This window comes from Chloroflexota bacterium (assembly GCA_013152435.1).
Lineage (GTDB): Bacteria > Chloroflexota > Anaerolineae > DUEN01 > DUEN01 > DUEN01.
Window position 1 is genome coordinate 71,831 of record JAADGJ010000012.1, and the last position, 12,609, is coordinate 84,439.

At 66.0% G+C, this 12,609-nt stretch carries 10 protein-coding genes; all 10 read right to left on the reverse strand.

The features are described from left to right. Nucleotides 1-4: 4 nt before the first annotated feature. The 10 genes from hemB to GXP39_01540 all read right to left on the reverse strand — a co-directional run bounded on the left by hemB (nt 5) and on the right by GXP39_01540 (nt 12,295). Nucleotides 5-1,030: a porphobilinogen synthase gene (gene hemB, locus GXP39_01495; protein NOZ26714.1), complete on the reverse strand. Its 1,026-nt coding sequence runs from the start codon at nt 1,028-1,030 to the stop codon at nt 5-7. Then, nucleotides 1,027-1,818, reverse strand: coding sequence for a uroporphyrinogen-III synthase (locus GXP39_01500; GenBank protein NOZ26715.1), 792 nt, complete (start codon nt 1,816-1,818; stop codon nt 1,027-1,029). Before GXP39_01500 ends, hemB begins: the two co-directional genes overlap by 4 nt. Nucleotides 1,819-1,865: 47 nt before the next feature. Then, nucleotides 1,866-2,861: a hydroxymethylbilane synthase gene (hemC, locus tag GXP39_01505; protein ID NOZ26716.1), complete on the reverse strand. Its 996-nt coding sequence runs from the start codon at nt 2,859-2,861 to the stop codon at nt 1,866-1,868. Continuing rightward, nucleotides 2,848-4,182 carry a glutamyl-tRNA reductase gene (locus GXP39_01510; GenBank protein NOZ26717.1) on the reverse strand — a complete coding sequence of 445 codons (1,335 nt, stop codon included), beginning with the start codon at nt 4,180-4,182 and terminating at the stop codon, nt 2,848-2,850. Before GXP39_01510 ends, hemC begins: the two co-directional genes overlap by 14 nt. A 689-nt stretch (nt 4,183-4,871) precedes the next feature. Then, the gene (gene cobA / locus GXP39_01515; protein ID NOZ26718.1) at nt 4,872-5,657 is read right to left on the reverse strand and encodes a uroporphyrinogen-III C-methyltransferase; all 786 of its coding nucleotides are present in this window, start codon (nt 5,655-5,657) and stop codon (nt 4,872-4,874) included. A gap of 30 nt (nt 5,658-5,687) precedes the next feature. Then, nucleotides 5,688-6,383 (reverse strand): bifunctional precorrin-2 dehydrogenase/sirohydrochlorin ferrochelatase, encoded by a 696-nt coding sequence (locus GXP39_01520; protein NOZ26719.1) that lies wholly within the window; start codon nt 6,381-6,383, stop codon nt 5,688-5,690. 7 nt (nt 6,384-6,390) lie between these two features. Further along, entirely contained in the window at nt 6,391-7,245 is an 855-nt protein-coding gene (locus tag GXP39_01525) for a phosphoadenylyl-sulfate reductase (protein NOZ26720.1), read from the reverse strand. A gap of 73 nt (nt 7,246-7,318) precedes the next feature. Next, nucleotides 7,319-8,962 (reverse strand): nitrite/sulfite reductase, encoded by a 1,644-nt coding sequence (locus GXP39_01530; protein NOZ26721.1) that lies wholly within the window; start codon nt 8,960-8,962, stop codon nt 7,319-7,321. A gap of 635 nt (nt 8,963-9,597) precedes the next feature. After that, nucleotides 9,598-12,072, reverse strand: coding sequence for a copper-translocating P-type ATPase (locus GXP39_01535; GenBank protein NOZ26722.1), 2,475 nt, complete (start codon nt 12,070-12,072; stop codon nt 9,598-9,600). A 13-nt stretch (nt 12,073-12,085) separates the two neighbouring features. Beyond that, nucleotides 12,086-12,295 carry a heavy metal transporter gene (locus tag GXP39_01540; protein NOZ26723.1) on the reverse strand — a complete coding sequence of 70 codons (210 nt, stop codon included), beginning with the start codon at nt 12,293-12,295 and terminating at the stop codon, nt 12,086-12,088. Nucleotides 12,296-12,609: the final 314 nt, after the last annotated feature.

Sequence of the window (12,609 nt, forward strand, 5' to 3'; positions counted from 1 at the left end):
CGGGCTACTCCCGCAGCCACTTCGCCGCATCCTTGGCGAAGTAGGTCAGGATCATGTCCGCCCCGGCGCGTTTGATGGCCGTCAGCGCCTCCAGGGCAACCCGCCGCTCGTCCAGCCAGCCGTTGGCGGCCGCCGCCTTGATCATGCTGTACTCGCCGCTCACCTGATAGGCGGCGACGGGCAGATCAAAGCGCTCCCGGACGGCCCGAATGATATCGAGATAGGGCAGCGCGGGCTTCACCATCAGGATGTCGGCCCCCTCCACGACATCGAGGGCGCACTCCTTCAGCGCCTCGCGGGCGTTGGCCGGGTCCATCTGATACTGGCTGCGATCGCCGAAGGCCGGCGGACTCTCCGCGGCATCCCGGAAGGGGCCGTAGAAGCTGGAGGCATATTTGGCCGCGTAGCTCATGATGGGCACATGGGCAAAACCCGCCTCGTCCAGCGCCTGGCGGATGGCGCCCACCATGCCATCGAGCATCCCCGATGGCGCGATGATATCCGCGCCCGCCTCGGCGTGGACGACGGAGGCGCGGCCCAGCAGCTCCAGCGTGGGATCGTTCAGCAGGTAGCCCTCCGGCAGCGCGGCGACTCGCGTCTCGTCGCCGGGGCCGGGATTGATCAGGCCGCAATGCCCGTGGTCGGTGTACTCGCAGAAGCACATATCGGAGATGACGATCAGCTCGGGGACCGCTGCCTTGATCGCCCGGATGGCCTGTGGCACGATCCCATCCGGATCGTAGTTCTCGCTGCCGGTGGCGTCCTTACGAGCCGGGATGCCGAAGAGGATCACAGCCGGGATCCCCAGTCGGGCGATGGACTCTGCCTCGGCCGGCAGCCGATCCACGGACCACTGGTAGACGCCCGGCATGGAGGCCACGGGCTGTTGGATATCCCGCCCGTGGCGCACGAAGAGCGGATAGATGAAATCGTCCGGCGCCAGCGTCGTCTCACGCACCATGCGGCGCATGGCGGCGCTCAGACGCAGACGCCGCGGTCGAGCAGCAGGAAAGGAAGCGATTCTCGTCATGGCGATCTTTCCATATGTGCGTAGTATTGAACCAGGCTTTCGAGCAAGCCGTCCACCGTATATACCTGGGCCACGATGGCCGGGGACAACCCCAGCTCACGAGCCGTGGACGCGGTGATCGGGCCGATGCAGGCGATGACCACGTCGCTCAGGTAGGGAAGCGCATCTCGCCCCACCCGGGCCACGAAGTTGCGTACCGTGGACGAGCTGGTGAAGGTCACGACGTCGATCTGGCCGCGCGCAAGCATGGCGCGCACATCCGGCCCCTCCCGGGCGATGACGGTGCGATAAGCGGCCACCTCATCTACCTGAGCGCCGGCCTCCCGCAAGGCCTGAGGGAGCGCCGGCCGGGCGATATCCGCTCGCGCCAACAGGATCCGCTGCCCCCGGACGTCCCCCAACGCCTCCGCCAGCACCTCGGCGACATAGGCAGGCGGCACCACGGCCACCCGGCAGCCCAGGATCGATCGCACCGCCTCGGCCGTAGCCGGGCCGATCGCCGCGATGCGGGCGCCTCCGAAGTCCGTTCCCGCCAGCCCAAGGGCGGCCAGCCGCCCGGCCACTGCGGTCACGCCATTGGCGCTGGTGAGCACGATCCAATCGTACGCCCCATGCGCCGCGCGGGAGACCGCCCGATCCAGCTGCTCCAGATCCTCCGGCGGAGCGATGGCGATCACCGGATACTCGATGGGCTCGGCGCCCAGGGCGCGCAGCTTGGCGCTCAGCTCACCCGCCTGATGAGCCGCCCGCGTCACGACGACGCGGCGCCCCAGGAGAGGTTTGTCCATATTGAGCCGCATCTCCTTTACCACAGCGATGGCGCACAGAGGGTCCCTCAGGCGCCGTTCAGGATGCGCGCTGCCCCCTGCTCCATGGCCCGGCGCGCCAGATGCGCCCCCAATGAGGCCGCCTCCTGCATCGGCCCCTCCTCCACCACATCGATCACGCGCCGTCCATCCAGGCTGGCCACGCGCCCGCGCAGGGTCAACACCCCGGCGGCCGGGTCCGCCTCGGCATGGGCGGCGACGGGCACGGCGCAGCCGCCCCCCAACGCGGCGAGGAAGGCGCGCTCAGCCACCACCGCCGCCCGCGTGGACGGATCATCCAACGGGGAGATCAGAGCCCGCACCGCCTGGGCATCCGCCCGCACCTGCACGGCCAGAGCCCCCTGGCCGGGAGCGGGGAGCATGACGTCCAGGGGCAACACCTGGGTCGCCTTTTCCAACAGGCCCAGGCGGGCGAGGCCGGCCCGCGCCAGCACGACGGCGTCGTAGGGGCCATCGGGGGCCAACGCCTTACGCAAACGGGTGTCCACATTGCCGCGGAGATCGAGGATGCGAAGATCGGGGCGCCGGGCCAGCAGTTGAGCCGCCCGCCTCGGGCTGCTGGTACCCACCGCAGCCCCCGTCGGCAGGGCCTCCAGGGTGTACCCTTCCCGGCTCACCAACACGTCACGCGGGTCATCGCGCGCCAGGATGGCCGCCAGCGCCAGATCGTCGGCCATCTCGGTGGGAAGATCCTTCAGGCTGTGCACGGCCAAATGGATGGCCCCCGATCGCAGCGCCGCCTCCAGCTCCGCTGTGAACAGCCCCTTTCCTCCCACCAACGGAAGCGGCGTCTCCAACACCCGATCCCCCCGGGTGCTGAAGACCACGACCTCACACCGGAGATCCGGCCAGACCTCCTGCAGACAGCCGATGACGCGATCCGTCTGCCAGCGCGCCAGCGCGGAGCCGCGAGTGCCCGCTCGCAGATGGGAAAGCGGGGCTCCCTCTCCATTCCGAGGAGGACGAGAGGATTCCGAGCGCGAGGCGGATTCAGTTGAGCTCACACTCGCTCCTCTCAAGCTGCCCGTCGAGCCCGAACAGGTCGCGCAACACCTCGCTATAGCGATGCCCGCACCCGTTGCCCGCGTACGTCTTCAGGCGAACCGTCGGCTCGTGCAGGATCTTCTTGACGATGCTGCGTCCCATGGCGATGACCACTTTCCGCTCCGACTCGCTCAGGTCGGGCAGCCGGCGCAGCGTCTTCTCCAGCTCCGCCTCGGCAATGGCCTCCGCCTTCGATCGCAATTCCTTGAGCGTGGGGACGACATCCTGGGCACGCAGCCAGGCCAGATAGTCCTCGGCCTCCTCGGCCACGATCGCCTCAACCTTGGGAACCTCGCGGCGGCGCTCGTTCAGGTTCGCGTCCACCGTGGCCCGAAGATCGTCGATGTCGTAACGGTAGACGTGCGGGATGTCCCCCACCTCCGGCTCCACATCACGGGGAACGGCGATATCAATGAAGAAGAGAGGACGTCCTTCACGGGCCGACATGGCCTGTCGTACGCCCTCCGCATGGATAATGGTATGAGGCGCGCCGGTGGAGGTCAGGATGATGTCGGCCCAAACCAGGCCCTCGCCGATCTGCTCCCAGGCCATCGCCTTGCCACCAAATTGGCGGGCCAGGGAATCGGCCCGCCTGTACGTACGGCTGATGACTCGAAACTCGGAAGCGCCGGCGGCGACCAGGCTGCGGGCAGCGAGCTGGGCCATCTCTCCCGCGCCGACCAGGAGGACTCGCCGTCCCTTTACCCCTCCCAGGACGCGTGAGGCCAACGCAACCGCTGCATGGCTCACGGTGGTAGCATGACGGCCGATAGCCGTCTCCGTGCGGGCGCGCTTTCCAGTGTGAATGGCCTGACGGAAAAGGGCCGACAGGATAGGCCCCACCGTTCCCGCAGCCATGGCGACCTCGTAAGCATCCGTGACCTGTCCCAGGATCTGAGGCTCTCCCAGAACCATCGAATCGAGCCCGGCCGCCACCCGCAGCAGGTGCCTCACCGCCTCTTCCGTTTCCAGCCGATACAGGTAAGGGCTGAGGAATGTCCGAGAGAAGCCGCCCACGTCGGCGAGGAATGCTTCAATCCGACACATGATGTCCGGGTCATCCTCATCCACGGCCGCGTAGACCTCGAGTCGGTTGCAGGTGGACAGGATCACCCCCTCGCCCATTCTCCTCGGCCGGCCGTTGCGAGCCCCCTTAGGCGCTCGCACAATCGTGCGCAGATATCCCAGGGCCTCACAAAGCGCCTCTCCTCTCAACGCGGCTCGTTCACGGAGTTGGACAGGAGCAGTCGTGTGATTCATGCCTACCAGCACGATGCGCATGGGTCATCCTCGCGATTCCGCCATGTAATTTGGGTCCCCCGGGAAAATCAGGTAACGCTGCGCGGAGCCGTGGCCACGGGGAAGAGACGCCCATTCCGAGATCGGAGGTTGGCCTCCCCCATGTCCCACATCTCAGCGTGGCGCTACCGGAAAGCCAAAGCATAGCTCCTCTGGACGCAACAACGCCTGGCCATGTATCGACGAGGTGAGATCGATAACGCCCAGTTGAGGTTCGGGCAAGCCAGGCGACCAACGGCGACGCATCGAGAAGCCCCAATACCTCCAAAATCTACAAAACCTACAATAAGTATACACGGACTCCATCGAGTGTCAAATTGACGAGGCGACAAGGGAAACCGGCGAAGCGAACAGCTCTTTCAGAGCGTGTCTGAAAATTAGAGGGAGGTGTGGAGGGGGCCTCCCCTCCACGGAAACCCCACTTTTCCGGCCTGCACCTGCCTCTCTCGGCCCTCTCCGCAGGACCCAGGCCGAGGCCGGGCAGGTCGAAGGCGGGAAAAGGGCTTTTTCCAGAGGGGCTCCCCGCAGCAGAAGCACCCGCACTTCTCAGACACGCCCTCAGAGAGACGGCTGGCCTTCCCCAGGCCGCCTCAGAATGCGAGCCACACATCCATCCCTCCAACGGACGCCGACAGGGAAAGGCCAGTCGTCCCCACCCATGCGCGCCTCCTTCACCCACGGAGAGGCACCGGATGGAAGCCAAAGGGAATCTGGACGGGCAGACATCCCTTCCAGCACTCCCACAGACGCACCACCTCGCCGATGAGGATGACCGCCGGCGGACGGATATCGAGCGCAGCCGCCCGCACGGCGATATCCGCCAGGGTGCCGGTGACCACGCGCTCGCCTGGGCAGGTCCCGCGCTCGATGACGGCCACCGGCGTGTCCGGCGATCGTCCCTGCTGAGTCAGCCGGGCAACGATATGCGGGAGCCGCCTCACGCCCATGAGGACGACCAGGGTGTCCACCCGCGCCAGGGCAGCCCAATCCTGATCGTCCTGCCCGTCCGCGCGATGCCCGGTGATCACGGCAAAGGAGCCCGCCACCCCGCGGTGGGTCACGGGAATGCCCATCCGGGCGGGAACGCCCGTGGCGCTGCTCACGCCGGGCACCACCTCCCACGGGACGCCGGCGGCGGCGCACGCGGCCACCTCCTCGCCGCCGCGCCCGAACACGAATGGGTCGCCCCCTTTGAGGCGGACGACGGTATACCCAGCCCGGGCCCGGTCTATCATCAGCGCGTGGATCTCCTCCTGGGACATCGTATGAGCCCCCGGCGCCTTGCCCGCGAAGATCCGCTCGGCCTCCGGAGGCACCTCGTCCAGCAGCGCCTCGCTGACCAGGCGATCGTAGATGACCACATCCGCCTCGCGCAGGCACCGCAACCCACGCACGGTGATCAGCTCCGGATCACCCGGCCCCGCTCCCACCAGGAAGACCTTCCCCATCCCTGCCATGCGGCTCCTCACCCCTTTCCCCGCTTCAGACTATGCACCATCTGCCCCCTCGCCTGACGCGTCCATTCCGACGGAACGGAGGCGCACATCCCGGGGATGAAACCCGACGATCTCCTCCACGCGCCGCCACGCCGCCTCCTCATCACCACGACGCAGTAGATCAAACACGTCGGAGTCCACCAGCTGATACCATACCCGGCGTCGCTCCCCGGGGTCCGGATATCGCGCCGTCACCTGCGCCCGCAACGCCCCAGCCATCTCCAGGAAACGGGCATACTCCCAGCCCAAGACGCCCTCCAACCACTGGCGCAATCTGGCGGCCAGCGCGGGCGCCCGACCGCCGGTGGAAACGGCCACGATGAGATCCCCTCGTCGGACGACGGAGGGCATGATGAAATCACAGTGTGATGGATCGTCCACGACGTTGACGAGGACGCCCCGCCGGGTGGCCTCCTGCCAGACCCGGCGGTTCACGGATCGCTCGCCGGCGGCGGCGATGGCCAGAAAGGCCCCCACCAGATCGCCAGGCCGATATGTGCGCTCCGTCCAGGCGATCCGCTCCTCCGCCACAAGCGCCCGTAGGCCGGGCGTCAGGCGTGGGGAGATCACCACCACCTCCGCCTCCGCCTCCAACAGCGAGTTGACTTTCCTCTCCGCCACGGGGCCGCCGCCGACGACCACACAGCGGCGGCCCCGCAGGTCGAGATACACCGGATAGTAGCCCATCGTCCCCTCAGAGGCCCTCCCGGTCCCCATATCCGTTTCCTCGCGCCCGCACGCCGGCCGTTTCCGAAGCGGGAACGCTTTCGTGCTGATGCCCCAACAACGCCTCCAGCTCGTGTTCAAAGCCGCCGGTCTCCAGCGGGCAGTGGATACCGCACTCCTTGGGAGCGTCCTTCTCCCACCACCAGCGTCCGGCGCGAGGGTCCTCCCCGGGCTGGGTCGGCCGGGTGCAGGGAGCGCAGCCGATGCTGGTGTACCCTCGATCATACAGCTTATGATAGGGGACATCGTTGGCCCGGATGTAATCCCACACCTCCTCGTGCGTCCAGTCGGCCAGCGGATTGATCTTGGCCAGGCCGCCGTGGTCGTGATCGATCTCGATCTTGCGGATGTTGGCCCGGCTGGCCCACTGGCCCCGTCGCAAGCCGGTGATCCACGCGTCCAACCCGCTCAGCACCCGTCGGATGGGCTCGACCTTCCGGAGCTTGCAGCACAAAAGGCGCGCCTCCACCGACTTGTAGAAAAGATTCGGGCCAAACCGCCGGGCCATGGCCTCGATCGAGGCGGCATCAGGGAAGTAGACCTCCACCTCGATGCCGTACCGATCTCGGACCTCCTCGATGATGTCATAGGTCTCCTGAGGCAACCGCCCTGTATCGACGGTAAAGACCCGCACCTCCGGGTTGATCCGCCAGGCCATGTCCAGGATCACCATCCCTTCCGCCTGAAAGCTGGTGCACACCGCGATATGCGGATGCCAGCGCTCCAGAGCCCACTCGATAACTACCTCGGGTGGCTCCGGGTCGAATTGGACGGCCAGTTCACCCGCCTCGAACTCATCCAACAGCCCACGCTCCTCGTACATGGTTCGTGATCCTCCTATCCCCATACATGACTTCATGACTGTGCCGCCGCCGAAAGGCGGACTCCTCCCCATATCAGGCGGAGGCGGCCGGGACCTCGGCCCCTCCGACGCCGATCGCGATGAGCTCCTCGTCCGTGTGACGGGCGAAGAACTCCTGAATGGACTCGCCGTCCCGCCGCCCGGTGAGATAGCTCCGAATCAAACGCTCCACATAGAGGTGGACTTGGTCGGCTGGAACCCGGCGGATGATGGGACGCCCGATGGCGGCATTCCGCCCCAGCCCCCCTCGCAGGTAGATGTCATAGGCCTCGATGGTCGCCCTGCCGCCGCCGCGCTGACGCGCGGTCGTGCCCTGAAGCCCGATATCGCCCACCCAGTGGTGTGCGCAGGCGTGGGGGCACCCGTCCACGCACAGGCTCAGGTTCAACCCCCGCACGGCCTCCGCCCCCAAAGCCCGTTCCAGGTGCTGGATCATACGCTGCAACGTCCCCTTGGAATCCCCCAAAGCGTAATTGCAGTGAGGGTTCCCGGTGCATGCGACGCTATTGGCCCACAGCGGGGAGGCCTTCGTCGTAAATCCCAGCGCCTCCATCTCATCCAGCACGCGCGCGAGCTCCCACTCCGGGACATGGGTGATGATGAAGTTCTGCTGCCGGGTGATCCGGAAGTCCCCCCCGAAGCGGCTCAGGATCTCAGCGATGGCGATCATCTGCTCCCCCGTCATCCTGCCCGACCCGACGGGAAAGCCGATGAAGTAGCGCCCCGGCTGCTTCTGTCGATGAACGCCCATGTGGTTGGCAGCGCCGCGCGGGCGCGGCTCCTCCGGCAGATCCTCCAGCTTGCGGCCCAGCCGCTTCTCGATGAGCGCCCGAAAGGCCTCCGGGCCGTAGTCATCCATCATGAACTTGATCCGGGCCTTGACGCGGCTGACGCGATAGCGCGTCTGGCTGCTCCACTCGTCGATGACGGCGCGCAACACGGGGATCACGTCATCGGGCTCGATGAACACCCCCAGGGATCTGGCAAGTCGTGGGGTGGAAGCCAACCCGCCTCCCACCCACAGGGAGAACCCGATTCGACCATCCTTCTGGACGGCGATCAGGGCCTGATCATGGATTTCGGGCGCGTTGCACCAGTCCGGGCAGGCGCTGATGGTGATCTTGTGCTTGCGCGGCAGGTTGGAATACTCCGGTATCTCGTCGAAGAGGCGCGAGGCCCGAACCAGCAACGGGGTGGGGTCGAACAGCTCATCGGGATCCAATCCGGCCACCGGGCACCCGGTGACGTTGCGAACCGTGTCGCCACATCCCCCTTTCGTCGTCAGACCCAGCGCCTGCACGCGATCGAAAGCCTTGGGAAGGGCGGGAAGCCGCAGCCAGTGGATCTGGACGTTCTGCCGCGTGGTCAGCTCCACCTCGTTCCGACCGAACTCCACCGAGAGCTCTCCGATTCCACGCAGCTGCCGGGGCAGCAGAATGCCGCCAGGGGCCTTGATCCGCATGCAGAAATTCCCGATCTTCGGCTTGTCATGGAAGATCCCCCACCAATGCATGCGCACGATATCTTCCTCTGGGATCTCCTCGTACCCGCAGGAGATGAGCTCGGGTAACTCCTCCAGGATCTGCTCGGGGCTCTTCTCCTGCTTCAACCGCTCAATGCAGTTCCGCTTCAAAACCAGGTCCCAGGTAGGGTCCTTCTGAGAACGCTTAACCACCATCGATAACCTCCTCTTCCGCTTTGCCAAAAAACAAAGGGCGAGGCCCTCACGTGAGGGTCTCGCCCAGGATGACATCGGACACGACAGGACACGACACACCGCCGGCGCGCAACCCTGGCGGGCGCCCAACCCACTCCGCCCCTCACATGGGGAGCCGATCATGAACTGGCCAATGGCCAGCGCATATCCGCTCGTCAACGATCGCGCGGGGGTAACAGGACTTGCCCCCGTCGCTGCCCTTGCGATTCGCGCCAACGATGGTCGCGAGACGAGGTGCCTATTGCCCCCGCCTCATACAGATGCAACGCGTAGAGAAACGAGCCATCTACCTCACCTCCGCCGAATACAAAAAAGCCTGGGAGCAGTCCCAGGCTTCCGTATCATACGTACCTTCACCCTGCCCCCGAGATGGTATCACCATACTCGCAGGGGCACCTACATCGGGTCGGTATCGGTTTTATCCCATACGCATCACCTGTCTACCGGCCGCGATGCTTGATGCCCCCGCCGGCGACAGGTACACATCCATACAAAAGCTCGTCCCGACCTCCACTCAAATGCATTCAAATGCATCTCGTTGCACCTTTCGCTCAGACCTCGCATTGCTCCGCATTATATGCATTTCCACTGGCATGTCAAATGCTGAGCGAAACCCGCCGCAGCCGCAGGCTGTTGCTCACCACGGTGATGCTGCTGAACGCCATGGCGAAAGCGGCCAGCATCGGATGAAGCGCCCGCAGCATCATGGGCAACGCGGTGAAGGGATACAGCACCCCGGCGGCCACGGGGATCAAGATGACGTTGTAGAAGAAGGCCCAGAACAGGTTCTCCTTGATGATCCGCATCGTCGCCCGGCTCAGAGCGATCGCCTGGGGCACGGAGCGCAGGTCGCCCCGCATCAGGGTGACATCCGCCGCCTCCATGGCGACATCGGTCCCGGTGCCGATGGCGAATCCCACATCCGCCTGGGCCAGCGCCGGCGCGTCGTTGATGCCATCCCCCACCATCCCCACCAGCCCAACGCCCTCCTCCTGCAATCGCCTGACCTCGGCCGCCTTGTCGCCCGGGAGGACCTCCGCCAGCACCCGGTCAACCCCCACCTCACGGGCGATCGCCTCCGCCGTCTCTCGGTTGTCGCCCGTCATCATGACGACCTGAAGCCCCAACCGGCGCATCTCCGCCACCGCCTCCCGGGACCCCGGCTTGACCGTGTCGGCGACGGCGATGATCCCCACGACCTCGCCATCCACCGCCACCCACATGGCCGTCTTGGCCTCAGCGTGCAATCGCCGGGCCACCCCCTCCAGGCCATCCAGATGCACGGAGCGCCCGGCCATCAGCGCGGGGGTTCCCACGAGAACCTGGTGCCCCTCCACCTGGGCGATGATCCCCTGGCCGGAGATCGCCTCGAACCGATCCGGCTGCGCCAGCGGGAGGCCGCGAGCCTGAGCCGCCCGGACGATGGCCTCGCCCAACGGGTGCTCACTGCCCCGCTCGGCCGAGGCCGCCAGGCGCAAGATCTCCGACTCACGATCGCCGCCCCCGGACCGCCCATCGATCACGATGACGTCCGTCACCTCCGGCTCCCCCCGGGTGATGGTGCCGGTCTTGTCCAGGACGATCACCTTCAGGGCGTGAGCCCGCTCCAGGGCCTCGCTGCTCTTGAACAGGATCCCTTGCTCGGCCCCCCTGCCCGTCCCCACCATGATGGCCGTCGGCGTGGCCAGGCCCAGGGCGCACGGGCAGGCGATCACCAGGACGGCGACCATGCGGATCATCGCCGGCGTGAATCCCACGCCCACGCCGAACCACCACACCAGCAGGGTGACGAGGGCGATGGCGATCACCACCGGGACGAAGACGCCCGCTACCCGATCGGCCAGACGCTGGATGGGCGCTTTGCTCCCCTGCGCCTCCTGCACCAGCCGGATGATTTGGGCCAATGCCGTCTCGGCGCCGACCCGGGTGGCCTCGAATTTCAGCATCCCCTGTTTGTTCAGCGTGGCGCCGATCACCTCATCGCCCGGGCCTTTCTCCACCGGCATGCTCTCGCCGGTGAGCATGCTCTCGTCCACCGCCGAGTGCCCCTCGATGACGATGCCGTCCACCGGGATCTTCTCGCCAGGGCGCACGATGACCACGTCCCCTACCTGCACCTGCTCGATGGGGATGTCCACCTCGACGCCATCCCGCACCACCCGCGCCGTCTTGGCCCGTAACCCCATCAGCCTCTTGATGGCCGCGCTGGTCTGACCCTTGGCGCGAGCCTCCAGCAGCTTCCCCAGCTTGATGAGGGTGATGATGACCGCCGCCGTCTCGTAGTAGACGTGTTCGCCTAGGGCAGAGGAGCCCAGCGTGAGCGCGATGGTGACGGGCAGGCTGTAGAAGTAGGCGGCGGAGGACCCCATGGCCACCAACACATCCATGTTGGCCGACCCATTGCGCAGCGCCTTCCAGCCGCCCACGTAGTAGTCCCAGCCGACGTAGAACTGCACCGGCGTGGCCAGGGCCAGCATCAACCAGTTCACCCAGGGCGCATGCGCCCACGTCCCCAGCAAACCCAGGTCCCGGGCCATGCTGAGCAGGAACAGCGGCAGGGAGAAGGCCACGCCCACCCAGAACTTGCGCGTCTGATCCCGGATCTCCGCCTCTCGGGCGGCCTGCTCCGCATCCTCCAACTGGCCGGCGGGCGCCTCGACGACGCCATAGCCCGCCCGCTCAACGGCCGCCACCAGGTCGGAGCGGGACGCCAGGCCCGGGACGTATTCGACCGTCGCCTTCTCCGTAGCGAAGTTCACGGCCACATCGACCACGCCCGGCAGCTTCCGCAGGGTCCGCTCGACGGTCGCCGCGCAGTTGGCACACGTCATGCCGGTGATGGGCAGCTCGACCCGGGCTGTGGGTACGTCATATCCCACGTCCTTGATCCTGCGGATGATCGCGTCCTCGCCCACCGCCGACGGATCGAAAACGACCGTCGCCCGCTCCGTCGCATAGTTGACATGGGCATCAAGCACACCCGTCAGCTTCTTCAGGTTGCGCTCGATGGTGCCCGCGCAGTTGGCACAGTGCATCCCCGCGACGGGCAGGGTCACCCGCTTCTCCGCCATACTCCCTTCCGAATCAATCCTCGGGAGGATAGTTGATCTCCTCCAACAGGGTGCGGATCCGCTCCCAGCTGGCGGGAGGCTCGTTCCACTCCACCGTCACCATCTTGGTGGCCTCGTCCGCCTTCACGGAGACGACGCCCTCCAGCTCGCCCACCTCCCGTTGGATCGTCATCACGCAATGTCCGCAACTGATGTTAGGAACTCGAAACGTCTTGCTCGGCATCATCCTCTCCTCAGAACGCGTCTGAAAATTTACCGGCGAGATGTCTGAGGGGTCTCCCTCAACGACCAGCTCCACAGGGGGGCAGCCTCGATATCCTCCTTTTCATGCCCTTCTTGGTGTCTTCGTGGCTTCGTGGTGTGTTTTTCAGACACATTCTCATGCGAATACACGTTGGGGGTATCCACCCCGTAGTGTAGCGCAATGGATATCCGCGGTCAAAAAATTCGACGACAGCGTGTGGCTGTGAGATGCAGGAAGACACGCCGCCGGTACGCTTTCCGATACATCCCAGGAAAGCAAAAGGCCCGCACATG

Bases quoted from the DNA above. Each gene is read 5' to 3' on its own strand.
- GXP39_01530 (NOZ26721.1), bottom strand. From the start codon at position 8,962: ATGGTGGTTAAGCGTTCTCAGAAGGACCCTACCTGGGACCTGGTTTTG.
- hemB (NOZ26714.1), bottom strand. From the start codon at position 1,030: ATGACGAGAATCGCTTCCTTTCCTGCTGCTCGACCGCGGCGTCTGCGT.
- GXP39_01525 (NOZ26720.1), bottom strand. From the start codon at position 7,245: ATGTACGAGGAGCGTGGGCTGTTGGATGAGTTCGAGGCGGGTGAACTG.
- GXP39_01540 (NOZ26723.1), bottom strand. From the start codon at position 12,295: ATGCCGAGCAAGACGTTTCGAGTTCCTAACATCAGTTGCGGACATTGC.
- GXP39_01500 (NOZ26715.1), bottom strand. From the start codon at position 1,818: ATGGACAAACCTCTCCTGGGGCGCCGCGTCGTCGTGACGCGGGCGGCT.
- GXP39_01510 (NOZ26717.1), bottom strand. From the start codon at position 4,182: ATGCGCATCGTGCTGGTAGGCATGAATCACACGACTGCTCCTGTCCAA.
- GXP39_01535 (NOZ26722.1), bottom strand. From the start codon at position 12,072: ATGGCGGAGAAGCGGGTGACCCTGCCCGTCGCGGGGATGCACTGTGCC.
- cobA (NOZ26718.1), bottom strand. From the start codon at position 5,657: ATGGCAGGGATGGGGAAGGTCTTCCTGGTGGGAGCGGGGCCGGGTGAT.
- GXP39_01520 (NOZ26719.1), bottom strand. From the start codon at position 6,383: ATGGGCTACTATCCGGTGTATCTCGACCTGCGGGGCCGCCGCTGTGTG.